Consider the following 23,925-nt stretch of genomic DNA (forward strand, 5'->3'; position numbering starts at 1 on the left):
CACCGTGCGGTCCCTATCCTGAACGGGTGACCGACGCCGCGCCCGTGCCGATGCCGGGCGACGCGTCCTCTCCCCCGGCCGCCGCTGGCGCCGACACCTCCGGCGACCCGGCGCCGGCCGCACCCGAGCGCCCGGCCGCCGTCCCGCTGCTCGCCCCGCGCGAGGGCGTCCCGCCCGTGATCGAGACGGCCGAGGCGCTCGAGGCGGCCGCGGCCGCCCTCGCCGCGGGCACGGGTCCCGTGGCGGTGGACGCCGAGCGGGCCAGCGGCTACCGCTACGGCCAGCGCGCCTACCTCGTGCAGCTGCGCCGGGCCGGTTCGGGCACGCACCTCGTGGACCCCATCGCGGTGCCGGACCTCGCCGCCCTGGCCGAGGCGCTCGAGGGCACCGAATGGGTGCTGCACGCGGCGTCGCAGGACCTCCCCTGCCTGCGCGAGGTGGGGCTAGCGCCCGCGCGCCTGTTCGACACCGAGCTCGCCGGCCGGCTGCTGGGCCACCCCAAGGTGGGCCTGTCCGCCCTGCTCGAGGAGGTGCTCGGCTACTCCCTGGCCAAGGAGCACTCCGCGGCCGACTGGTCCACCCGCCCGCTGCCGGAGCCCTGGCTGCGCTACGCGGCGCTCGACGTCGAGCTGCTCGTCGAGCTGCGCGACGCGCTCGAGGCAGAGCTGCGTGAGGCGGGCAAGCTGGCCTGGGCGCACGAGGAGTTCGACGCCGTGCGCGACGCCCCGGCGCCCGCGCCCCGGGTCGACCCCTGGCGCCGGACCTCGGGCATGCACAAGGTGCGCCGGCCGCGCCAGCTCGCCGTGATCCGCTCGCTGTGGCTGCGCCGCGACGAGATCGCCCGGCGCCGGGACACCTCGCCGAGCCGGGTGCTGCCGGACTCCGCGATCGTCGCCGCGGCGACTGCCGCCCCCTCCCTGGGCCCGGACGGGCTCTCCGCGGTGCCGGCCTTCGGCGGCCGCGGCGCCCGGCGCCACCTGCGCGAGTGGCAGGCCGCGCTCGACGACGCCCTCGCCCTCGACGACGCGGACCTGCCGGTCACCTCCCTGCCGGCCGACGGCCCGCCCCCGCCGCGGTCGTGGGCGGACAAGGACCCCGACGCCGCCGCCCGCCTCGCCGCCGCCCGCACCGCGGTGGGGCAGGCGGCCGACCGGCTCCGGATGCCGGCCGAGAACCTCGTGACCCCCGACCTCGTGCGCCGGCTCGCGTGGGAGCCGCCCGCCGCCCTCACCGAGGACGCCGTGGCCGCCGCCCTCACCGGCGGCGGGGCGCGCCCCTGGCAGGTCGCTCAGGTCGCGCCGCTGCTCGTGCCCGCGCTGCACCGCACGGCGGCCGACGCCGCCGCCGACGCCGCGGCCGACGCGGCCCGGCACCCCGCTCCCGCGTCGTCCGACGAGCCGGCACCGCGCTCGGCTCCCGCGGCGTCCGGGCAGGCCGGCACCGCTGCGGGCACGGTCGCGGGCCCGCGACGCCGGCGGCCGGTTGCGGAGCCGCGGTCATCGTCGGGCGCGGCGTCCGGCTCGGCGCCCAGCGCGGCGCCCCTCGTGGAGCCCGGCGCGGCGCCCGCGGAGCCCGCCGAGGGACGCACCCGGCGTCGCCGACGGCGGTCCCGACAGCCGGACACCGCTCGACTTGAGACGGGCGACCCCGACATGCTTAGGTGAGCCTTACCTACATGGAGGACAGGAACGCCGATGCTCGCGAACTATCTGATCGGTCTGCGTGAGGGCCTTGAGGCGGCCCTCGTCGTCGGCATCCTCGTGGCCTACGTCGTCAAGGCGGGCCACCGCCAGCGCCTGGGGATGGTCTGGGCCGGCACCGGAGTGGCCGTCGGGCTCTCGCTGGCCTTCGCCGGGGCGCTCACGCTCACCTCGCACACGCTGACCGAGGAGGCCGAGCACGCCTTCGCGGGCACGCTGTCCGTCGTGGCCGTCGCGCTGGTCACCTGGATGGTCTTCTGGATGCGGCGCACCGCGCGCGAGCTGCGCGGCGAGCTGCACGGCCGCCTCGACCGCGCGCTGGCCGGCGGCGGGATCGCGCTCGGCATGGTCGCGCTCGTCGCGGTGCTCCGCGAGGGCCTGGAGACCGCGCTGTTCCTGTGGGCGGCCACGGTGGGCTCCACCGCCGCGGCCTCGGCCCTCCTCGGGGCGCTGCTGGGCATCCTCACGGCGGTCGGCATCGGCTGGGCCGTCTACCGCGGCGCCGTGCGGCTCAACCTGGCCACCTTCTTCACCTGGACCGGGGCCCTGCTCGTGGTGGTCGCCGCCGGCGTGCTCGCCTACGGCGTCCGCGACCTGCAGGAGGCCGGCTGGCTGCCCGGCGGCGAGAACATCGCCTTCGACGTGAGCGGCACCATCGACGAGAACGGCCCCGTGGGCACGCTGCTCGGCGGCTTCTTCCACTTCGACCCGGTCACCACCTGGCTCCAGCTCACCGTGTGGGCGGTCTACCTCGTGGTCACGCTCGCGTTCTACTTCCGGCCGCACCACCCGGTGCCGGCCGAGGTCGCCGAGCAGCCCGAGCCCTCCCGCGCCTGAGCCGCCCGAGCACCCGGTGGCCCCGGACGCCCGCCTGCTCGACGCCGTGCGCGCGGCCCTGCGCGCCGCGGCCGACCCGCAGCGCGCCCCGGCCATGCAGGACTACATGAAGTCCACGATGCCGTTCCTGGGCGTGCCCCGGCCGGCGTTCACCGCGGCGCTGCGCCCGGTGTGGGCGGCCCACCCGCCGCGGGACCGCGCCACGTGGGAGGACTCCGTCCGCGCGCTGTGGGACGACGCGGCCGCACGCGAGGAGCGCTACGCCGCCCTCGCCCTCCTGTCCGCGCGCCCGGCGCGGGGGTGGCACGACTCCGGCCTGGTGCCGCTGCTCGAGCACCTCGCGGTCACCGGGGCCTGGTGGGACCTCGTCGACGACGTCGCCTCCCACCACGTGGCCCCGCTGCACCGCGCGGACCCCGACGCCCTCGCGCCGGTCCTGCGCCGCTGGTCGGTGGCCGACGACCTGTGGCTGCGCCGGGCCGCGATCCTGGGCCAGCTGGGCTCGGGTGCCGGCACCGACCGCGACCTGCTCCGCGAGGTGATCGCCGCGAACCTGCCGGGATCGGCGTACGGCGGGGAGTTCTTCGTGCGCAAGGCGATCGGCTGGGCGCTGCGCGACCTCGCCCACCGCGACCCGGACTGGGTGCGCGCCTACCTGGCCGAGCAGGGCCAGGCGCTCAGCCCGCTCTCGCGCCGCGAGGCCGGCCGACACCTGGCCGCGGCGCCCTCCTGACGGCCACCCAGCCCCTGCACGCGCCCGCACCCGGTCTCTCAGCCGGTTCCCATCCGTGCCATAGGGCGACCTCAGGCCCACCCGACAGCATCGGACCCACGACGGCGCACCCCCGCGCCCGACCGCCAGGAGGCCTCGTGCAGCACCGCCCGTGGACGCCGAACCACCGCGACGCCCTGCTCGGCCGGGTCTCCCGGCTCACCGCCGGCACGGCCGTCGTGGGCACCGTGGGCGCCGTCGGGCTCGCCGCCGGCCTCGGGGTGACGGCCAGCACCACCGCCGCCGCGAGCACGACCACCACGCGGTCCACCACCGCGCAGCCGGTCCAGGCGCGCACCACGACCGGCTCCGGCACCGCCTCGTCCGGCACCTCCTCGAACGGCTCCTCGACGAGCTCGAGCGGCTCCTCCCGCGCGAGCCGCGCAGCCGTGCAGGTGCAGGTGCTCAACGGCAGCGGCATCCAGGGGGCCGCGGCGGCCGAGGCCCAGCGGCTCACCCAGCAGGGCTTCACCGTCGTCGGGATCGGCAACGCCCCGCGCGTGGCGCGCACGCTGATCGCGGTGTCGGCCCACGACATCGCCGGCGCCCGCACGCTGGCCGACGCGACCGGCGTGGGCCCCGTCGCCACCGCCGACACCAACGGCTACGTCGTGCTCATCCTCGGCCCGGACTGGACCGGGTCGGGCACCTCCTCGAGCTCGAGCTCGAGCTCGTCCTCCAGCCAGGTGCAGCCCTGGCAGCCGCCCGCCCCGTCCGTGCAGGGCGGCGGGGGCGGCCCGGTCGTGGCCTCCGGCGGGTCCTGACCCGCCCGGCTCTCCCCTGGGCCTGCCCGGCGGCGCCCGACCGGCGCCGGCGGGCAGGCGGGGCGCCACGCCGGCCCCCGACCCGGCGTCGCGGGCCCGGTTACCGGCGGGTAGCATCGGTCATTACCGACCGGTAACACCCGTCGGTCCGCCTCCTGCTGGGAGTTCCCGTGACTGCATCCCGTGCCGTGCGCGACGTCGTGCTGGTCGACGCCGTCCGCACGCCGTTCGGCAAGGCCGGCGCGAACGGCATGTACGCCGAGACCCGCGCCGACGACCTCGTGGTGGCCGCCTTCCGCGAGCTGCTGCGCCGCAACCCCGCGCTGCCGGCCGAGCGCATCGACGACGTCGCGGTGGCCGCGACCACGCAGATCGGTGACCAGGGGCTCACCCTGGGCCGCACCGCGGGGATCCTCGCCGGCTTCCCCCGCTCGGTGCCCGGCCAGTCGGTCGACCGGATGTGCGCCGGCGCGATGACCGCCGTCACCAACCTCGCGAGCGGCATCGGCGTCGGCGCCTACGACGTCGTCGTCGCGGGCGGCGTCGAGCACATGGGCCGCCACCCCATGGGCGAGGGCGTCGACCCCAACCCGCGCTTCGTCTCCGAGCGGCTGGTCGACACCGAGGCCCTCGTCATGGGGCGCACCGCCGAGAACCTGCACGACCGCTTCCCGCACCTCACCCGGGCGCGCGCCGACGAGTTCGCCCTGCGCAGCCAGGAGCGCACCGCCAAGGCCTACGCCGACGGCGTCATCCAGCAGGACCTCGTGCCCGTGGCGGTCCGCAGCGCCGAGAGCGGCTGGGGCGTGGCCACCGTCGACGAGCCGCCCCGCCCGGAGACCACGCTCGAGGGGCTCGCGGCCCTGCGCACGCCGTTCCGCGCCCACGGGCGGGTGACGGCGGGCAACTCCGCCGGGCTCAACGACGGCGCGACCGCCGCGCTGCTCGTCGCCGAGGACGTCGCGGCCGAGCTGGGCCTGGCCCGCAAGGCGCGCCTGGTGTCCTTCGCCTTCGCCGGGGTCGCCCCCGAGGTCATGGGCATCGGCCCGGTGCCCTCCACCGAGAAGGCCCTGGCCCGCGCCGGGCTGTCGATCGAGGACATCGGGCTGTTCGAGGTCAACGAGGCCTTCGCCGTGCAGGTGCTGGCCTTCCTCGACCACTTCGGCCTCGCCGACGACGACCCTCGGGTCAACCCGTTCGGCGGCGCGATCGCCGTCGGCCATCCCTTGGCGTCGTCGGGCATCCGGCTCATGGCCAACCTCGCGCGGTCGTTCGAGGCCCACCCCGAGGTGCGCTACGGGCTCACGACGATGTGCATCGGCCTGGGCATGGGCGGCACCGTCATCTGGGAGAACCCGCACCACGAGGGCGAGGACGCATGAGCACCGTGACCACCGCAGCGGCGCTGCCGGAGGAGATCGTCACCCGGTCCCTCGTGCGCGTCGTCGACCTGCCGGGCGGCGGTGGCCGGGCCGCCGTGCTCACGCTCGACAACGGCCACGACCACACCAAGCCCAACTCGTTCGGCATCGGCGGCCTCACGTCGATGTCCGAGGCGCTCGACCGGGTCGAGGCCGACGCCGCGGCCGGCGAGATCGCCGCGCTCGTCGTCACCGGCAAGCCGTTCGTGTTCGCGGTCGGGGCCGACGTCACCGGCATGCCGGCCATCCGCGACATCGAGCAGGCGCGCGCGCTCGGACGCCTGGGCCACCAGGTGTTCCGGCGGCTCGGCGAGCTGCCGGTGCCGTCGTTCGCACTCGTCAACGGCGCCGCCATCGGCGGTGGGCTCGAGGTCGCGCTGCACTGCACCTACCGTGCCGTGTCGACCGGTGCCGGCATGATCGCCCTGCCCGAGGTCTCGCTCGGCATCGTGCCGGGCTGGGGCGGGGCCTACCTGCTCCCCCGCCTCGTCGGCGCCAGGTCCGCCGTGAAGGTCGTCGTCGAGAACCCGCTCAACCAGAACCGGATGCTGCGGCCCGACGAGGCGCTCGCCCTCGGGATCTTCGACGTCGCCTTCGAGCCGGCCGACTTCCTCGTCGAGGGGCTGCGCTGGGTGTCGCGCGTGCTCACCGGCGCCGAGACGGTGACCCGGCCCGAGGTCGACCTCGGCCAGGCGTGGGACGACGCCGTCGCCGCCGGACGGGCCGCGGTCGACGCCAAGCTGCACGGCGCGGCGCCCGCGCCGTACGCCGCGCTCGACCTCATCGCTTCGGCGCGCACCCGCACCCGCGACGAGGGCTTCGCCGCCGAGGACGAGGCGCTCGCCACGCTCGTGATGGGCGACGAGATGCGCGCCAGCCTCTACTCCTTCGACCTCGTGCAGCGCCGCGCCAAGCGGCCCGTGGGCGTGCCGGACAAGGGCCTCGCGCGCCCGGTCACCAAGGTCGGCGTCGTCGGCGCCGGGCTCATGGCCAGCCAGCTCGCGCTGCTGTTCGTGCAGCGCCTCGAGGTGCCGGTCGTGATGACCGACCTCGACCAGGCGCGCGTCGACAAGGGCGTCGCCTGGGTGCACGGCGAGATCGACACCCGCCTGGCCAAGGGCCGCATCAGCCCGGACAAGGCCAACCGGCTCAAGGCGCTGGTCACCGGTGCGACGTCCAAGGACGTGTTCGCCGACGCCGACGTCGTCATCGAGGCGGTCTTCGAGGACCTCAAGGTGAAGCAGCAGGTCTTCGCCGAGGTCGAGCAGGTCGTGTCCGACACGTGCGTGCTGCTCACCAACACCTCGTCGCTGTCGGTGTCGGCCATGGCCGAGGGGCTGGCGCACCCGGAGCGGGTGGTGGGCTTCCACTTCTTCAACCCCGTGGCGCTCATGCCGCTGCTCGAGATCGCCCGCGCCGAGCGCACCGACGACCCGTCGCTCGCCACGGCGTTCGCGCTCGGCAAGTCGCTGAAGAAGTCGTGCGTGCTCGTCGCCGACGCGCCGGCGTTCGTCGTCAACCGGCTGCTGACCCGCTTCCTCGGCGAGGTCACCGCCGCGTACGACGAGGGCACCCCGTTCGACGTCGTCAACGCCGCGCTCGAGCCGCTCGGGCTGCCGATGTCGCCGTTCGTCCTGCTCCAGCTGGTCGGGCCGGCGGTGGCCTTCCACACCGCCGAGACGCTGCACCAGGCCTTCCCCGACCGGTTCGGCGTCTCGGAGAACCAGCGCCGCATCGTCGAGGCCGGTGTGGGAACCCTGCTGGCCTGGGACGGTCCGGTGCCCCGCATGGCCGACGACGTCGCCGCGCTGCTCGAGACCGGCACGACCCCCTCCACCGCGGAGCAGGTCCGGCAGCGGGCGCTCGACGCGCTCGCGCAGGAGGTCCGGCTCATGCTCGACGAGGGCGTCGTCGCCGACCCGCGCGACATCGACCTCTGCCTGCTGCTCGGTGCCGGCTGGCCGTTCCACCTCGGCGGCATCACGCCGTACCTCGACCGCACGGGCACCAGCGAGCGGGTCACCGGCCGCCGGTTCCTCGACCCGTGGGTGGCCTCGATCGGCTGAGGCCGACCGGACGCCGCCACGGCGCTGCCCGCGATCGCGTCCCCCCGGATGGGGGTCGCGTGACCGTGAGTCCACCCGCCGCCACGGTGCGTGCACCCGTGTCACCCTGCGGGGCGTCGAGGCGGCGCGGCCGGCCGCGTACGGTCGGAGCATGGCCGAGGACCGCGTGTCGACCGCACTGCGTCGCGCGGTCCTCGCCGTCTCCCTGCTCGACGCCGACCTCGCCGACGTCGAGCTCAGCGACGCCGGGGTGAGCCTCGGCGCGGCCGGGTCCACGCTGGCCGTCGGCTGGGGCGAGCTGGTGCTCGCCGCGGGCGGATCGGACACCCCGGGCGACGAGGTGCAGCGCCGGGTGCGCCGCTGGCTGCGGCTGCGCCGCGCCGTCGCCGAGGCCGTGGCGGTCGCCGACTCCCCGGAGTCCGGCGCTGACCACCTGCTCGCGCGGGTGCGTCCGCTCGGCCTGCCCGTGGGGCACGCCCTGCATCCCGGTCCGGCCTGGACCGTGCGGCCGGTGCTCGGCGGGGCGCTCGAGCTCGGCCTGGCGCTGCGCGGTGTCGACGACGACGCCCGGCGCGACCCGGACGCGTGCGGCGTGCTGCCCGTCTCCCTGCTCACCGCGGCGGGCCTCGACCCCGCGGCGGCGCTCGAGCGGGCCGAGCGCTACCTGGAGGACATGGCCGGGCTCGCGGCCGAGCGGTTCGTGCGCGACACCTCGGCGGTGCTGCGCCCGCTCGGCGACGCCGACGTGCCCACCCTGCTGGCCTCGGCGCGGTTCCGGCGGATGCTGCTGGGCGGCGAGGGGATGCGCTCGGCGGCGATCCCCACCCGGCGCCGCGGCTGGCTCGACCTGGGCCGGCTCGACCCGGCGTTCGTGCCCGCGGCCGCGGCCCTCACCGACCCGCAGGAGCAGGGGTTCCCGCGGCCCGTGCTCGTCACCGCCGACGAGGTGACCCTCGTGCGGCCGGGCGGCGACATCGTCGCCCAGTCGCTGGCCGACCCCGCCCCGGTGGAGCTCGGCACCCCGGTGGAGCGCCTGGCCTGAGCGCAGGGCCCCTCAGAGGCCCGGCCGGTCAGCCGGCGTCGTCGGTCGCGGGCGCGTCGGCGAGGTCGGCGGCCGGGGTCGCGGCGGCGTTGTCGAGCCGCGCGACGGTCTCGACCACGGCGCGCGAGACGTCCTGCGCGGTGAGCCCCAGGCGGGCCAGCACGCTGCTGCGCGAGCCGTGGGCCAGGAACGCGCGCTCGATGCCGAAGTCGCGGAAGGCGACGTCGACGTCCGCGTCGCGCAGCGCGGCGGCGATCGAGCTGCCGATCCCGCCCTGGCGCACGTTGTCCTCCACGCTGACCACGAGCCGGTGCTCGCGGGCCAGCTCGACCAGCGCGGGCGGCACCGGGCTCACCCAGCGCGGGTCGACCACCGTGACGGCGATGCCCTGCTGCTCGAGCCGGTCGGCCACCTCGAGCCCGAGGCCGGCGAAGGCGCCGACCGCCACCACGAGCACGGTGGCGTCCTGGTCGCGGCGCAGCACGTCGACCGTGCCGATGCGCTCGATCGCCGGGATGTCCGCGGCCACGGCCCCCTTGGGGAAGCGCAGCACGGTGGGGGCGTCGGACACGGCCAGTGCCTCGCCGAGCTCCTCGCGCAGCGTGGCGCCGTCGCGCGGGGCGGCGATGCGCAGGCCGGGCACCACCTGGAGGATCGACATGTCCCACATGCCGTTGTGGCTCGGGCCGTCGTCGCCCGTGACCCCGGCGCGGTCGAGCACGAAGGTGACGCCCGCGCGGTGCAGGGCGCAGTCCATGAGCACCTGGTCGAAGGCGCGGTTGATGAAGGTCGCGTAGACGGCCACCACCGGGTGCAGCCCGGCGTAGGCCATGCCGGCGGCGCTGGTCGCCGCGTGCTGCTCGGCGATGCCGACGTCGTAGGTGCGGTCCGGGAACTGCTCGCAGAACGCGTCGAGGCCGGTGGGCCCCATCATCGCGGCCGTGACGGCCACGACGTCGCGCCGCCGGTGCCCGAGGCGGACGAGCTCGTCGCTGAAGACCGAGGTCCACGAGGGGCCGCCGCTGCGCAGCGGCAGGCCGGTCTCGGCGTCGATCACGCCGACGGCGTGGAAGCGCTCGGCGTCGTCGCGCAGGGCGGGCTCGTAGCCGCGGCCCTTCTCGGTGATGACGTGCACGATGACCGGCCCCGGGAAGTGCCGGGCGCGGGTGAGCGCGTGCTCGAGCGCGAGGCAGTCGTGGCCGTCGACCGGGCCGATGTACTTGAGCCCGAGATCCTCGAACATGCCCTGGGGCGCGAGGACGTCCTTGAGGCCCTTCTTGACGCCGTGCAGCGCCTCGTAGACGGGCTCCCCCACGACCGGGGTGCGGCCGAGGGCGCGCTTGCCCCAGTCGAGCACGCGCTCGTAGCTCGAGGCGGTGCGCAGCGTGGCGAGGTGGGTGGCCAGACCGCCGATCGTGGGCGAGTAGGAGCGGCCGTTGTCGTTGACCACCAGGACGACGGGCCGCTGGGAGGCGGCGATGTTGTTGATGGCCTCCCAGGCCATGCCGCCGGTGAGGGCTCCGTCGCCGATGACCCCGACCACGTGGCGCTCGCCGAGCTCGCCGGTGCGCTCGAGACCCTTGGCGATGCCGTCCGCCCACGACAGCGCCGTGGAGGCGTGGGAGTTCTCGACGACGTCGTGCTCGGACTCCTCGCGGCTCGGGTAGCCGGACAGGCCGCCCTCCTGCTTGAGGGCGTCGAAGCCCTCGAGGCGGCCGGTGAGCATCTTGTGCACGTAGGCCTGGTGGCCGGTGTCGAAGACCAGGACGTCCTGCGGCGTGGTGAACACGCGGTGCAGCGCGATCGTCAACTCGACGACGCCGAGGTTGGGCCCGAGGTGGCCCCCGGTGCGCGTCACCTTCTCGACCAGCTCGGCGCGGATCTCCTCCGCGAGCGCAGGCAGCGCGTCGGGCGGCAGCGCCTTCAGGTCGCGCGGCGACCGGATCCCTCGGAGCACGGACATGCCGTCCAGTCTAGGGACGCGGGCGGGCTGCGCACGCGCTGCGCGGGGCGCGGTGTCCGTCCTCACACCGGACCGACCGCATCGCGGACCGGACGACGGGGCCGGCCGCCTCAGACGCCGGCGCGGCTGCGGCTCGAGCGGCGCCGGGGGGCGCTGACCACGCCGAGCGGGTCGTCGAGCAGCGGGGCGAACGCCACCTCGGCGGCCCCCAGCAGGGTGGAGTCGTCGCCCAGGGCGGGCGGCACGAGCACGACGTGCTCGCTCGGGGCCGCGGTGAGCGACCCCGAGAGCGCCCCCTCCACGCTCTCGCGCACCAGCGGCAGGATCTCGCGGAGCGTGCCGCCGAGCACCACGACGTCGGGGTTGAAGATGTTCACGAGGTTGACCACGCCCACCGCGAGCCAGCCGCCGACGTGCTCGAGGCCGCGGATCGCCTGCTCGTCGCCGGCCAGGGCCGAGCCGACGATCTCGCTCACGCTCGTGGACTCGTCCGCGCCGGTGGCCAGCCGGACGGCCGGCTCACCGATCTCGGTCTCCCAGCAGCCGATCGCGCCGCAGCGGCAGGCCCGGCCGTGGGGGTTGACCCGCATGTGGCCGACCTCGCCGGCGTAGCCCTCCGCACCGGTCAGCAGCTTGCCGTCCACGGTGATCCCGCCGCCGACGCCGACCTGCCCGGACAGGTAGATCACGTTGGCCGCGCCCATCGCGCTGCCGCGCAGCCGCTCGGCGATCGCACCGAGGTCGGAGTCGTTGCCCACGACGACCGGGGTCGACACGCTCAGCGCGGACGCGAGGTGCGCGCCCAGCGGGACGTCGACCCAGCCGAGGTTGGGGGCGAAGCGCACCAGGCCGTCCGGCTGGCGCACCAGGCCGGGCACCCCGACGCCCACGCCCACCTGCACGGCCCCCTTGGGCGCGAGCTCGAGCAGCTCCTCGCAGGTCTCCACCAGCTGGGCGAGGATCTTCTCCTCGCGCTGCTGGCCCTTGCGGTAGCGCTGCTCGCGCCGGTGGAGCACCACCCCGCCGAACCCCACGATCGCCGCGATCGTGCGGTCGACCCGCAGGTCGATGGCCAGGACGTACGCGCGGTCCTGCACCGGCTCGACGCCGTACGACGGCCGCCCGACCCCGCGGCCCACCGGCTCGGTCTCGCGGACCAGGTCGACGGCGACGAGGTCGGCGATGAGGCCGCCGACGGTGCTGCGGTTCAGGCCGGTGTGGCTGACCAGCTCGGAGCGGGAGGTCGACCCGTGGTCGTGCAGGAACCGGACGAGTGCCGCCAGGTTGTGGCGGCGCACCTCGTCCTGGGTGGCGCCTGCGAGCGACACGGGTCGACCTCCACGCCCCGCGTCAGGCTCGGCCGCTGGCCAGGGAGCGCCGGCGCGAGAGCGCGTCGACGCTCGCCGCGACCAGGAGGACCAGGCCGGTGACGATGAACTGGATGCCGGACTTGTCGGTGATCAGCGGGAGGCCGTTGCCGATCACCGCCACCACGAGACCACCGAGGATCGCGTCGCGGACCTTGCCGCGGCCGCCGAACAGCGACGTGCCGCCGATGACGGCCGCACCCACCGCGTAGAGCAGGGTGGTCGACCCACCCGTGGACGGCGAGATCGAGTTGTCCTTGGACGCGAACAGGATGCCGGCGACGGCGGCGAGCGTGGAACAGAACACGAAGCAGACGACCTTCACGTTCGCCACGCTGATGCCGGCTCGGCGGGCCGCCTCGGCGTTGCCGCCGACGGCGTACACGTGACGGCCGAAGCCGGTGCGCTGCAGCAGGAACGACAGCCCCACGAGCAGGACCAAGATCACGATGACGACCCACGGGATGCCCTTGATGGACGTCAGCTGCGGGTTGCGCGAGCGCTCCTGGTTGAGCAGGTAGGTCGCCCCGCCCCAGAGCACCACCAGGGAGACGACCTTGACCATCCAGACCGTCATTGACTGGACCTCGAGCCCGGCCGCCCGGCGACGCGACATCGCGCGGTAGGTCGAGAACACGTAGCCCAGCACCACGATCGCGAAGAGGATCCAGCCGGCGAGCGGCGACATGTTGCCGTTCATGATCGCGAGGATGAAGGGGTCCTGGACCCCGATCGTGCCGCCCTCGCCGATGATGATGAGCATCGCGCCCTGCAGCGCCAGGAACATCGCCAGCGTCACGACGAACGACGGGATCCCCAGCCGGGCCACCAGCAGTCCGATGAACAGGCCGATGATGACGCCGGTGAGCAGCGTGGCCGTGAGCGAGGCCCAGACCGGCCAGCCGTGCAGGGTGAGCGTGACGCCCAGCACTGCGCCGGCCGTGCCTGCGGCGTAGCCCGCGGACAGGTCGATCTCGCCGAGCAGCAGCACGAACACCAGGCCCATCGCCAGCACGATGTAGGTCGCGCTCTGCGTGATGAGGTTGGCGAAGTTGAAGGTGCTGAAGAAGATGTCGCCCTTCAGCGCCGTGAAGATGACGACGAGCGTGATCAGCGCGAGGACCGCGGGCAGTGCGCCGAGGTCTCCCCCGCGGATGCGGGCGATGTAGTCGCGCGTGGCGGCACCGAGGCCCCCGGCGGAGTCCGCCGGCTGCACCTTCTCCGGGGCGGACATGGTGGCGCTCATGCGACGGCTCCCGAGGTGGAGGGATCGCGCGGGAGACCGATGTCCCCGCTGCGGCCCGCGGTGATGAGCTCGACCACCTGGCCGTGGCTCACGTCCTTGGCGTGCACCTGCGCGGCCATCTGGCCGAGGTACAGGCAGGCGATGTCGTCGGCCACCTCGAACACGTCGTTCATGTTGTGCGAGATGAGGATGACGGCGAGGCCGTTGTCGGCGAGGCGGCGCACGAGCTTGAGCACCTGCTCGGTCTGCGCCACGCCGAGTGCGGCGGTCGGCTCGTCGAGGATGACGAGCTTGGAGTTCCACAGCACCGCGCGGGCGATGGCCACCGTCTGCCGCTGCCCTCCCGAGAGGCTGGCGACGGTCTGGCGCACCGACTTGAGCGTGCGTACCGAGAGGCCGGCGAGCGTCGAAGACGCGCGCTGCTCCATCTCGGCCTCGTTGAGCACGACGCCCCGCGACAGCTCGCGTCCCAGGAACATGTTGTGCACGACGTCGAGGTTGTCGCACAGCGCGAGGTCCTGGTACACGACCTCGATCCCGAGGGCGTTGGCGTGCTTGGGGTCCGACACGTGCACGACGTTGCCCTCGAACGTGTACGTGCCGCTGTCGAACGAGTGGATCCCGGCCAGGCCCTTGATCAGCGTGCTCTTGCCGGCGCCGTTGTCGCCGACGAGTGCGGTCACGCGTCCCAGGCTGACCGTGAGGTCGACGTCGCGGAGCACGTGCACCGCGCCGAAGCTCTTGTTCACCTTGCTGAGGGTCAGCAGGGGCTGACCGCTGTCAGGTTCTGTCATGCGTCCCTCGCTCGACGTCGGGAGCGGCACGACCGTGGGGTCGCGCCCGCGGGAGGTTGTCCCAGGCAGAGTCTGCCCCTGGGAGAGGGTCCGGGGTGGCCGCGCGCGTCAATCCACGCATATCGCGAGTCGGCGCGGCGGCTCGATCGTGCGGTTGCTGCGCCACCGGGAGCGGGTGGCACACGTGGGGGTGGACATCGAGTCGATGCCCACCCCCACGTGCTGCTGGGTCAGGACACGCCGTACTTCGTGCAGGCGGCCTTGAGCTCGGCGGTGGTGCAGAGCTTCGCGGCGGTGGTGAAGCCGTCGGCCACGACGTCCTTCACGGTCGCAGCGGTGATGCCCTGCGGGGTGAGCAGCACGGACGGGACGTCCTTGCCGGTGGTGCTGTCGGCGGTCTTGCCGGTCGCCAGGGAGTCGGCCTTGGCCTGGTCGCCCTGGATGAGCGCGATCGCCAGCGCGGAGGCCGCGTCGGCCTCCTTCTTGATGGCCTTGTAGACCGTCATGCACTGGGTGCCGAGCAGCACGCGCTGCAGGCCCTCGTCGGTCGCGTCCTGACCGGTCACCGGGATCTTGCCGGCGAGGCCGTTCTTCTTCAGGACGGCGATGACCGCACCGCCGAGGCCGTCGTTGGCGGCGTCGACGCCGACGAACTTGCCGGCCTGCTGGGCGTAGATCTGCTCGAAGATCGTGCCGGCCTTGGTGTTGTCCCAGTCGGGCACGGACTGGTCGGCCACGATCGTGTAGCCGGCGTCCTTGATCGCCTTCTCGTAGCCCTGCTTGAACAGCGTGGCGTTGTTGTCGGTCGGCGAGCCGTTGAGGAGCACGACGCCGCCGGTCTTGTCGCCGTTGTCCTGCATGCACTTCACGAGGCCCTCGCCCTGCGCGGTGCCGACCGCGACGTTGTCGAAGGACACGTAGTACGAGGCGCCGCCGCCGAGGGTGAGGCGGTCGTAGTCGATCGTCTTGATGCCCTGCGCGGCGGCCTTGGTCTCGCAGGCCTTGCCGGTGTCGCTGTCCAGGTTCACGATCATGAGGACCGAGACGCCGTTGCTGATGAACTGGTCGCAGAGCGTCGCGAACTTGGTCTTGTCACCGTTCGCGTTCTGGATGTCCGCCGTCACACCGGCCGCGTTGAACGCGTCCATGAGGAGCGGACGGTCAGCCGTCTCCCAACGCGCCGAGGAGGCCGTGTCGGGGAGGATGACGCCGACGGTGCCGCCCGAGGCGGCCGGGCTCGACGCGGCAGCGGTGTCCGAGCTCGCCGGCGAGCTGCTGGTGTCGGTCGCGGTGCTGCTGCCGCACGCGGCCAGCAGCAGGGACAGGGCCACGGCTCCCGCCACGGCCAGGGAACGCTTGCTCATTCTCGTCCTCTCTCGCACGGGTCCGCCGTGCCTGAAGGCCCCGGGTGAGCCACCCGGGAGGGAGCGCCCGGGGATCGGTGACCCGCCGGGAATGTTGCCAGCCCGAACATATTGGCCGCGGTGTGGCCCAGGCCACTGTTCCCGGCAACGAATTCGTTGTGTCCGGTAACAATTTCGTCACGCGCCCGACACCTCGGGCGGCTATGTCCGGATTCGTGTGCGTCCCAAGGGGATCCGAGCCCCACTCGGTGTAAACGCGTACACGCCGGATGGTCCGCGGGGCGGGACGACCGGTACGCCCGCGGTCTCCCCCGTCGCCCGGAGCGGGGCGCGCTCGGTGGCTCGCACGGCCTGACGAGGGCCCGGCGCACGCCCGGGCGCATCGCGACGGCGAGCGGACCGGGACGGGCGGAACCGCTCACGGGATCAGAGTCGCGGCCGCCAGCGGGTGCCCAGCAGCGCGTCCTCCACGAGCGCGACCTCCCGGGCCGCCCGTGCCAGCCGGGCCCCCTCGGCCTCGAGCGCCCGCAGCGCGGCGTCGAGCACGTCCACCTCGACCCGCTCGCGCAGCTCGCGGCGGGCGCCGGCGTACGCCGCACGCGCGCCGGCCAGGGACGCCTCCACGTGGTGGGCGGCGAAGCGGGCGAGCACCACGGGATGCCGGCGCAGCACCTCGTGGCCGCGGTAGTCGGCAGGGCACTGGTCGAGCAGCCAGGCGACCGCGGTGTCCTCCCACCCCGGGGCGGCCGGCGGCAGTACTGCGCGCGGCCATCCGGGAGGGGCCTGCTCGGTGCTCACGAGCGCGACTCTAGTGGGCGCTGGGGACGACACGCCGGTATGCGTCGCCGTGGATGACTATGTACGGATCTCGTTGCGGCGCAACGGATCCCGGCTGTCGGGGACTGTCGGCGGTGCCGCGTAGCGTGCCCGGCATGACGTCCACCGGCGCGAGGTCGCAGGAGCGCGCGCACGAGCTGCTCGCGCGGATCGAGCGCGACGTCGCGGCGCTGGCGCTCGCGGAGCACGAGGGCGAGCCCGCCGGCGGCCCGGCGCTGCCGGATATGGTCACGCGCCTGCTGGCCGCGGCCGACACCGTAACCGCGGTGGCGCACGCGGCCGCTGCGCGCCTCGAGCTCTCGGGCGAGCTGCGGACCACCGGGCACCTGTCGCTGCGGCGCTTCCTCGGCGAGCGCGCCGGGATGTCGGCCACCCGGGCCGGCGAAGTCGCGGGCACTGTCCGGCGCCTGCGGCGCTACCCGGAGGTGCTCGCGGCCTGGCTGTCCGGATCGCTCAGCCGCGACAAGGTCCAGGTGCTCACCCGCGAGATCGACCGCGCGGTAGCCGATCTCCCGCTGCTCGAGCGCGCCGTGCGCCGGAGCGAGGCCGTGCGCGAGCTGCTGCCCCTGGCCACCGTCGTCACGGTCGGCGAGGTGCGGCAGGCCACCGACCACCTCCGCCTCGCCCTCGACCCGGAGTCCGCGGGCGCGAGAGCGCTTCGCGCTTACGAGGAGCAGTTCCTCGACGTGGTGCGCGTGGGCGAGCAGTACGTCGTGCGCGGCGCGCTCGACCTCGGCACCGGTGCCGCGTTCCGCACGCTGCTCGACCGCGAGCGCGACCGGCAGTTCCGCGACGGGTCGATCCCGACCGCCGCCGATCCGACCGGCGACCCCATGCTGGACGAGGCCGCCGACGATCGCCGCCGCCGGCTCGCCGCCCCGCACCAGAACGCGCTCGCCCTCGGCCGGCTCGTGCACGACTGGCTCGGTGCCGGTGAGGTCGGCACCCGGCACGGCATCCGCCCCCACGTCACGGTGCTCGTCGAGGCCACGACGCTCGGCGCCGGGCTGCCCGGCGAGCTCGACGTGCCCGGCGAGCCCGGTCCGGTGCGGATCCCGGCGCAGACCGTACGTCGGCTGCTCTGCGACGCCGAGGTCACCGAGATCCTCACCGCCGGGAGCGTGCCGGACTCCACCCGCCCCCGTGGCCGGCATGACCGGATCGCCGGCCAAGCGCCGGACGGGCCTCCGGACCTGCTGCCCGGCCTGGCCCGGCTCCCCCGTCGTCACCACGTGTGGGACGAGCACCGGCGCTACCGCACCGTCCACCCGCGTCTGTGGCGGGCACTGGTCGCGCGCGACCGCCACTGCGCGTTCCCGGGCTGTCGCATGGGCCCGGACTGGTGCGAGGCCCACCACGTGCTCGAGTGGGAGCACGGCGGAGAGTCGACGCTGGCCAACCTCACGCTCCTGTGCTCACGCCACCACCACCTGGTCCACGAGGGCCGGTGGCGCATCGCCCGGCGCGATGGCCTCGACCCCGGGCACCCCGAGCACCTCGCCTTCGTGCCGCCCGACCCAGCCCGGCCCTGAGGAGGGGCCCCCAGCAGGCGCCACCCCGCCGCCCTCGCGGCCGGGTCCCGTCGGCGTGCCGAGGTGCGCCGGGTGCCCGGCGCGCCCTGCGGCTACGAGGCGAGCGAGCGGAGGACGTACTGGAGGATGCCGCCGTTGCGGTAGTAGTCGGCCTCTCCCGGGGTGTCGATGCGCAGCACGGCGTCGAACGAGAGCACCGAGCCGTCAGCGCGGGTGGCGTCCACGCGCACGGTGCGCGGTGTGCGGCCCTCGTTGAGCTCCGTGACCCCGGTGACGCTGAAGGTCTCGGTGCCGTCGAGCCCGAGGGAGTCGGCGTTCTTGCCGGCCGGGAACTGCAGCGGCAGGACGCCCATCCCGATGAGGTTGGACCGGTGGATGCGCTCGTAGGACTCGGCGATCACGGCGCGGACGCCGAGCAGCGCGGTGCCCTTGGCGGCCCAGTCGCGCGAGGAGCCGGAGCCGTACTCCTTGCCCGCGAGGATCACCAGCGGCGTGCCCTGGGCGGCGTAGGCCTGCGCGGCGTCGTAGATGAACGCCTGCGGCGCGCCCTCCTGGGTGAAGTCGCGGGTGTAGCCGCCCTCCACGCCGTCGAGCAGCTGGTTGCGCAGCCGGATGTTGGCGAAGGTGCCGCGGATCATCACCTCGTGGTTGCCGCGGCGGCTGCCGTAGGAGTTGAAGTCCTTGCGCTCGACGCCGTGCTCGGCGAGGTAGCGACCGGCGGGGGTGTCGGCCTTGATGGAGCCGGCCGGGCTGATGTGGTCGGTCGTGACCGAGTCGCCCAGCTTGGCCAGCACCCGGGCGCCGGCGATGTCCGTCACCGGGTCCGGCGTGGCCGACATGCCCTCGAAGTACGGGGGCTTGCGCACGTAGGTGGAGTCCGGCGCCCAGTCGAACGTGCTGCCGGTGGGCGTGGGCAGCGACTGCCAGCGCTCGTCCCCGGCGAAGACGTCGGCGTAGCGCGACGTGAACATGTCCGCGTCGATGCAGGAGTCGATCGTCGCCTGCACCTCGGCCGGGGTCGGCCAGATGTCCTTGAGCAGCACGGGGTTGCCGTCGGCGTCGGTGCCGAGGGGCTCCGAGGTGATGTCGAGGTCCATCGTGCCGGCGATCGCGTAGGCGACCACCAGCGGCGGCGAGGCGAGGTAGTTCATCTTGATGTCCGGGTTGATCCGGCCCTCGAAGTTGCGGTTGCCGGAGAGCACGGCCGCGGCGGCGAGGTCGTGGGCGTTGACCGCCGCGCTGACCTCCTCCGGCAGCGGGCCGGAGTTGCCGATGCAGGTGGTGCAGCCGTAGCCCACGAGGTCGAAGCCGAGCTTCTCCAGGTAGGGCGTGAGCCCCGCCTTGTCGTAGTAGTCCGTGACGACCTTGGACCCGGGCGCCAGCGTGGTCTTCACCCACGGCTTGCGGGTGAGGCCCCGCTCGACCGCGTTCTTCGCCAGCAGGGCGGCGCCGATCATCACCGACGGGTTCGAGGTGTTGGTGCACGACGTGATCGCCGCGATGGTCACCGCGCCGTGGCCGATCGTCACCTCGGTGCCGTCGACGGTGAAGGTGGCGGTGGCGTCCGGCTCCGAGGTGTACGTCGGCAGCGCCGTGCGGAACGCGTCCTTGGCCTCGCTGAGCACCACGCGGTCCTGGGGCCGCTTGGGCCCGGCGATCGACGGCACGACCGAGCCGAGGTCGAGCTCGAGCAGCTCGGAGTAGACCGGCTCGTGCGCGGGGTCGTGCCAGAGCCCCTGCGCCTTCGTGTACGCCTCGACCAGGGCGACCTGCTCCTCGGTGCGCCCGGTGAGCCGCAGGTACCGCAGCGTCTCGTCGTCCACCGGGAAGATGGCGACGGTGGAGCCGTACTCCGGGCTCATGTTGCCGATGGTGGCGCGGTTGGCCAGCGGCACCGCGCTCACGCCCTCGCCGTAGAACTCCACGAACTTGCCCACGACGCCGTGCTTGCGCAGCTGCTCGGTGATGGTGAGCACGAGGTCCGTGGCCGTGGCGCCCTCGGGCAGCGAGCCGGTGAGCTTGAAGCCCACCACGCGCGGGATGAGCATCGAGACCGGCTGCCCCAGCATCGCGGCCTCGGCCTCGATGCCGCCCACGCCCCAGCCGAGCACGCCGAGGCCGTTGACCATCGTGGTGTGCGAGTCGGTGCCCACGCAGGTGTCGGGGTAGGCCTGGCCGCCGCGCACCATGACCACGCGCGCGAGCGCCTCGATGTTGACCTGGTGCACGATGCCGGTGCTCGGCGGCACCACCTTGAACTCGTGGAACGCCGTCTGGCCCCAGCGCAGGAACTGGTAGCGCTCGAAGTTGCGCTCGTACTCCAGCTCGACGTTGCGGCCCACGGCCTCGGGGCTGGCGAAGTAGTCGGCGATCACCGAGTGGTCGATGACGAGCTCGGCCGGCGCCAGCGGGTTGATCAGGTCCGGGTCCCCGCCGAGGTCCTGCATCGCCTCGCGCATCGTGGCCAGGTCGACGACGCAGGGGACGCCGGTGAAGTCCTGCATGATCACGCGGGCCGGCGTGAACTGGATCTCCTCGGACGGCTCCGCCGCCGCGTCCCACGAGCCGAGCGCACGGATCTGGTCCGCGGTGACGTTCGCGCCGTCCTCGGTGCGCAGCAGGTTCTCGAGCAGCACCTTGTGGGTGTAGGGCAGGCGCGCCGCGCCCTCGACCGCGTCGATCCGGAAGATCTCGTAGGTCGCGTCCCCCACCGTGAGGTCGGAGCGGGCGCCGAAGGTGTCCTTGCTGGCCATGGGATGCGTCCCTTCGCAGTGCGGGGCGGTCGGTGGCGGAGGTCAAAGTATCTTGACGTCAAGATACTTCACCTTACCGCCCGGCGCCACCCTCCCGCGCCGGGGCCCCTCGCGCAGGGTCAGGACGACGGCGGCAGCAGCAGGGCGACGGCCTCGAGGTGGTGCGTCATCGGGAACAGGTCGAAGCCGCGCACCGAGGCCAGCCGCCATCCCGCCTGCCGGAGGTGGCCGACGTCGCGGCCCAGCGCCGCGGGGTCGCACGCCACGTACGCGACCGCGCGCGGGCCGAGGGCGGCCACCCGGTCGAGCACCGCCGCGCCCGCGCCGCTGCGCGGGGGGTCGAGCACCACGAGGTCGGCGTGCTGCACCGCGCCGGCCCGCAGCCAGCGCCCGACGTCGCCCTCGTGGATGGCCACGGTCGGCAGGTCGTGCAGGTTGCGCCGCGCGTCCCGGCAGGCGTCGGGCGAGGCCTCCACCGCGTCGACGCGCCCCTGCGGCCCGAGGTCCGGGGCCAGGCACCCGGCGAAGAGCCCGACACCGGCGTAGAGGTCCACGAGATGCTCGCCGGGGCGCGGTCCCAGGGCGCCGCGGACAGCGTCCACCAGCGTGCCCGCGGCGCCCGGGTGCACCTGCCAGAAGCCCGCGGCGCTGACCCGCCACGAGCGGCCGCCGGCCTCCTCGGACACCCACCTGCGGCCGCGGCGGCCGGCCACGGCGACCTCGCGCGGCAGGCCGTCCGGCACGGCGGCGGACGGCGGCTCGAGCACCACGGCCGCATCGCCGGTGGACGAGCGGATCGCCTCCACCTCGGTGGCGCCCGGCCAGCGCAGCGCCGTGAGGCCGAGGTCGCGCACCCCCGGCGTCGCGAGGGGGCAGTCCCCCACCACCTCGAGGTCGTGGCTGTGGAACCGGCGCAGGCCCAGCTCGCCCTGCGCCGTCACGGCGAAGCGCACCCGGGTGCGCCAGCCCAGCCCGTCGGTGTCCCCCGCGACCGCCTCGACGTCCACCGCGTCCGCGAGCGGCACGCCCTCGACGTCGTCCACCCCGCCGAGCCGGGCGAGCTGCTCGCGCAGCACCTCGGCCTTGAGCCGGCGCTGGGCGATCAGCGACGCGTGCTGCCAGTCGCAGCCGCCGCACCGGCCGGGCCCGGAGTGCGGGCACGGGGGCACCACGCGGTCCGGCGAGGCGTCGAGCACGCGCACGGCGTCGGCCCGGGCGAAGCGGCCCCGGGGCCCGATTGCGGTGATGACCGCCTCGACCCGCTCGCCCGGCAGCGCGTGCCGCACGAACAGCACGCGCCGCTCGTGGCGGGCGACGACGTGACCGCCGTGCGCGACGCGCTCGGCCACGACGGTCACCCGCTCGCCGACGACGGGCGACCAGGGCTCGGCGGGCTCTCCGCTCACGGACGGGTGGCGCGGCTGCGCGGCGCGGCCTCGTACTCGCCCGCGACGACGGCGTCCTGGATGCCCGCCTTCGGCTCGCCGCGGCGCACCGCGCCCGCGGCCACCGACTCGGGCCGGTCGGCCAGCAGCTCGCTCGAGGCCAGCTGCCACGGCACGGCGCACACCATGACGCCGGGGCTGAACAGCAGGCGGGTCTTGAGCCGCAGCGCGCTCTGGTTGTGCAGCAGCTGCTCCCACCAGCGGCCGACGACGTACTCCGGGATGTAGACCACGACGAGGTCGCGCGGGCTGTCGCGGCGCACGCTCCGGACGTAGTCGAGCACCGGCCGGGTGATCTCGCGGTAGGGCGAGTCGAGCACCGTGAGCGGCACCGGGATGCCGCGCCGCTCCCAGTCGGCCACGAAGGCCGCGGTGTCCGGCGGGTCGACGTCCACGGTCACGGCCTCGAGCGTGGACGGCCGGGTCGCGCGGGCGAAGGCCAGGGCGCGCAGCGTGGGCTTGTGCACCTTGGACACAAGCACGATCGCGTGCACCCGCGAGGGCAGTGTCACGGACTCGTCGTCGCCCGCGGCCAGCTCGCGCCGCACGTGGTCGTAGTGCTTGTGGATGCCCTGCATGAGCAGGTAGAGCAACGGCATCGCGATGCACACGATCCAGGCGCCCTTGGTGAACTTGGTCGCCAGCACGATGACGAGCACCGTGCCGGTCATCACGAACCCGATGGCGTTCACCGTGCGGCTGCGCAGCATCCGCCGCCGCTCGGCGACGCTGGGCTTCTGCCGCAGCAGCGCGTTCCAGTGCCGGATCATGCCGAGCTGGCTGAAGGTGAACGAGACGAAGACGCCCACGATGTAGAGCTGGATCAGGTTGGTGACCTCGGCCTGGTAGACCACCACGAGCAGGATCGCGAGGCCGGCCAGCACCACGATGCCGTTGGAGAAGGCGAGCCGGTCGCCGCGCGTGTGCAGCTGCCGGGGGAGGTAGCCGTCGCGGGCGAGGATCGAGCCCAGCACCGGGAAGCCGTTGAACGCCGTGTTCGCCGCCAGCGCCAGGATCAGCGCCGTCACGAAGGACACGTAGAAGAAGCCGAGGTCGAACTCGCCGAACACCGCCTGGGCCACCTGCGCGATGACGGTCTTCTCCACCTGGCCGTCCGGCAGGCCCTGGAGCACCAGCGACGAGTCGGGGTCGACGACGTGCACCTGCGTGTAGAGCGCGAGCCAGGTGATCGACACGAACATCGTCATCGCGATCGTGCCCAGCAGCAGCAGCGTCGTGGCCGCGTTGCGGCTCTTGGGCTTGCGGAAGGCGGGCACGCCGTTGGCGATGGCCTCGATGCCGGTGAGCGCCGTGGTACCGGACGAGAAGGCGCGGGCGACGAGGAACGCGAGGGCGAAGCCGGTGAAGGTCGAGGTGCCCACGATCTGCCAGTCGGCGCTCTCGGCCCGCAGGGTGTCGCCCGCCACGAAGATGCGGTAGAGCGCGTAGCCGGTCATCCCGAAGATGCCGAGCATGAAACCGTACGTCGGGATCGCGAACAGCGCGCCGGACTCGCGCACGCCGCGCAGGTTCATGAGCGTGATCACCACGATGATGCCGACCGCCCACTCGCCCTTGTTCGCCCCGATGAAGGGGTAGGCCGAGGCCAGGTTGGCCACCGCCGAGGCGATGGACACGGCCACGGTGAGGACGTAGTCGACCAGCAGCGCGCTGGCCACGAAGACGCCTGCCTTGGCGCCGAGGTTGGTCGTGACCACCTCGTAGTCGCCGCCCCCGCTGGGGTAGGCGTGGACGTTCTGCCGGTAGGACGCGACGACGACGGCGTAGACCAGCACCACCAGTCCGGCCACCCAGGGGGCGTAGGCGTAGAACGCGGTGCCGCCGAGGGCCAGGACCAGCAGGATCTCCTGCGTGGCGTAGGCGTTGGACGAGAGCGCGTCCGAGGCGAACACCGGCAGGGCGATGCGCTTGGGCAGCAGCGTCTCGGAGAGCTGCTCGCTCGCCAGCGCGCGCCCCACGAGCAGGCGCTTGCCGAAGTTCGTCAGAGGAGGCACGTCACCG

At 74.1% G+C, this 23,925-nt stretch carries 17 protein-coding genes; 8 read left to right on the forward strand and 9 right to left on the reverse strand.

The features are described from left to right. The first annotated feature begins 50 nt into the window (after positions 1-50). The 7 genes from GC157_02905 to GC157_02935 all read left to right on the forward strand — a co-directional run bounded on the left by GC157_02905 (position 51) and on the right by GC157_02935 (position 8,602). Complete coding sequence (locus GC157_02905; GenBank protein MBI1376419.1) at positions 51-1,664, forward strand: ribonuclease D; 1,614 nt, start codon at positions 51-53, stop codon at positions 1,662-1,664. A gap of 30 nt (positions 1,665-1,694) precedes the next feature. Next, on the forward strand, positions 1,695-2,537 hold the full coding sequence (locus GC157_02910; protein MBI1376420.1) for an iron transporter: 843 nt from the start codon (positions 1,695-1,697) through the stop codon (positions 2,535-2,537). A 16-nt stretch (positions 2,538-2,553) separates the two neighbouring features. Then, on the forward strand, positions 2,554-3,270 hold the full coding sequence (locus GC157_02915) for a DNA alkylation repair protein (GenBank protein ID MBI1376421.1): 717 nt from the start codon (positions 2,554-2,556) through the stop codon (positions 3,268-3,270). A gap of 137 nt (positions 3,271-3,407) precedes the next feature. Further along, entirely contained in the window at positions 3,408-4,073 is a 666-nt protein-coding gene (locus GC157_02920) for a hypothetical protein (GenBank protein ID MBI1376422.1), read from the forward strand. Positions 4,074-4,261: 188 nt separating this feature from the next. Beyond that, the gene (locus tag GC157_02925; protein ID MBI1376423.1) at positions 4,262-5,455 is read left to right on the forward strand and encodes an acetyl-CoA C-acyltransferase; all 1,194 of its coding nucleotides are present in this window, start codon (positions 4,262-4,264) and stop codon (positions 5,453-5,455) included. Beyond that, positions 5,452-7,560 (forward strand): 3-hydroxyacyl-CoA dehydrogenase, encoded by a 2,109-nt coding sequence (locus tag GC157_02930; GenBank protein ID MBI1376424.1) that lies wholly within the window; start codon positions 5,452-5,454, stop codon positions 7,558-7,560. The genes GC157_02925 and GC157_02930 overlap by 4 nt, the downstream gene beginning before the upstream one ends. Positions 7,561-7,711: 151 nt before the next feature. Then, positions 7,712-8,602, forward strand: coding sequence for a hypothetical protein (locus GC157_02935; protein ID MBI1376425.1), 891 nt, complete (start codon positions 7,712-7,714; stop codon positions 8,600-8,602). A gap of 28 nt (positions 8,603-8,630) precedes the next feature. On the opposite strand, the gene dxs is transcribed toward GC157_02935, so the two are convergent. The 6 genes from dxs to GC157_02965 all read right to left on the reverse strand — a co-directional run bounded on the left by dxs (position 8,631) and on the right by GC157_02965 (position 16,134). After that, entirely contained in the window at positions 8,631-10,565 is a 1,935-nt protein-coding gene (gene dxs, locus GC157_02940) for a 1-deoxy-D-xylulose-5-phosphate synthase (protein ID MBI1376426.1), read from the reverse strand. 110 nt (positions 10,566-10,675) lie between these two features. After that, positions 10,676-11,893: an ROK family protein gene (locus tag GC157_02945; protein ID MBI1376427.1), complete on the reverse strand. Its 1,218-nt coding sequence runs from the start codon at positions 11,891-11,893 to the stop codon at positions 10,676-10,678. 22 nt (positions 11,894-11,915) lie between these two features. After that, a complete protein-coding gene (locus GC157_02950) occupies positions 11,916-13,178 on the reverse strand; it encodes an ABC transporter permease (GenBank protein MBI1376428.1) in 1,263 nt (420 codons plus the stop codon). Then, positions 13,175-13,972: an ATP-binding cassette domain-containing protein gene (locus tag GC157_02955; GenBank protein ID MBI1376429.1), complete on the reverse strand. Its 798-nt coding sequence runs from the start codon at positions 13,970-13,972 to the stop codon at positions 13,175-13,177. The genes GC157_02950 and GC157_02955 overlap by 4 nt, the downstream gene beginning before the upstream one ends. Positions 13,973-14,202: 230 nt before the next feature. Further along, positions 14,203-15,336: a substrate-binding domain-containing protein gene (locus GC157_02960; protein MBI1376430.1), complete on the reverse strand. Its 1,134-nt coding sequence runs from the start codon at positions 15,334-15,336 to the stop codon at positions 14,203-14,205. Positions 15,337-15,762: 426 nt separating this feature from the next. Beyond that, positions 15,763-16,134 carry a hypothetical protein gene (locus GC157_02965; GenBank protein ID MBI1376431.1) on the reverse strand — a complete coding sequence of 124 codons (372 nt, stop codon included), beginning with the start codon at positions 16,132-16,134 and terminating at the stop codon, positions 15,763-15,765. 53 nt (positions 16,135-16,187) lie between these two features. Here GC157_02965 and GC157_02970 point away from each other — a divergent pair, with 53 nt between their 5' ends. Beyond that, positions 16,188-17,705: a DUF222 domain-containing protein gene (locus GC157_02970; protein ID MBI1376432.1), complete on the forward strand. Its 1,518-nt coding sequence runs from the start codon at positions 16,188-16,190 to the stop codon at positions 17,703-17,705. A 92-nt stretch (positions 17,706-17,797) separates the two neighbouring features. Here GC157_02970 and acnA read toward each other — a convergent pair whose 3' ends face one another. From acnA to GC157_02985, 3 genes are all read right to left on the reverse strand, one after another. After that, the gene (gene acnA / locus GC157_02975) at positions 17,798-20,458 is read right to left on the reverse strand and encodes an aconitate hydratase AcnA (GenBank protein ID MBI1376433.1); all 2,661 of its coding nucleotides are present in this window, start codon (positions 20,456-20,458) and stop codon (positions 17,798-17,800) included. Between the two features lie 119 nt (positions 20,459-20,577). Then, complete coding sequence (locus GC157_02980) at positions 20,578-21,816, reverse strand: class I SAM-dependent RNA methyltransferase (GenBank protein MBI1376434.1); 1,239 nt, start codon at positions 21,814-21,816, stop codon at positions 20,578-20,580. Between the two features lie 44 nt (positions 21,817-21,860). Next, positions 21,861-23,918: an amino acid permease gene (locus GC157_02985; protein MBI1376435.1), complete on the reverse strand. Its 2,058-nt coding sequence runs from the start codon at positions 23,916-23,918 to the stop codon at positions 21,861-21,863. Between the last annotated feature and the right edge of the window lie 7 nt (positions 23,919-23,925).

It is taken from the genome of Frankiales bacterium (assembly GCA_016125335.1).
GTDB lineage: Bacteria > Actinomycetota > Actinomycetes > S36-B12 > CAIYMF01 > Longivirga.

Coding starts and splice junctions, on each gene's coding strand:
- GC157_02950 (MBI1376428.1), bottom strand. CDS start 13,178: ATGAGCGCCACCATGTCCGCCCCGGAGAAGGTGCAGCCGGCGGACTCC.
- acnA (MBI1376433.1), bottom strand. CDS start 20,458: ATGGCCAGCAAGGACACCTTCGGCGCCCGCTCCGACCTCACGGTGGGG.
- GC157_02910 (MBI1376420.1), top strand. CDS start 1,695: ATGCTCGCGAACTATCTGATCGGTCTGCGTGAGGGCCTTGAGGCGGCC.
- GC157_02935 (MBI1376425.1), top strand. CDS start 7,712: ATGGCCGAGGACCGCGTGTCGACCGCACTGCGTCGCGCGGTCCTCGCC.
- GC157_02905 (MBI1376419.1), top strand. CDS start 51: ATGCCGGGCGACGCGTCCTCTCCCCCGGCCGCCGCTGGCGCCGACACC.
- GC157_02930 (MBI1376424.1), top strand. CDS start 5,452: ATGAGCACCGTGACCACCGCAGCGGCGCTGCCGGAGGAGATCGTCACC.
- GC157_02960 (MBI1376430.1), bottom strand. CDS start 15,336: ATGAGCAAGCGTTCCCTGGCCGTGGCGGGAGCCGTGGCCCTGTCCCTG.
- GC157_02955 (MBI1376429.1), bottom strand. CDS start 13,972: ATGACAGAACCTGACAGCGGTCAGCCCCTGCTGACCCTCAGCAAGGTG.
- GC157_02970 (MBI1376432.1), top strand. CDS start 16,188: ATGACTATGTACGGATCTCGTTGCGGCGCAACGGATCCCGGCTGTCGG.
- dxs (MBI1376426.1), bottom strand. CDS start 10,565: ATGTCCGTGCTCCGAGGGATCCGGTCGCCGCGCGACCTGAAGGCGCTG.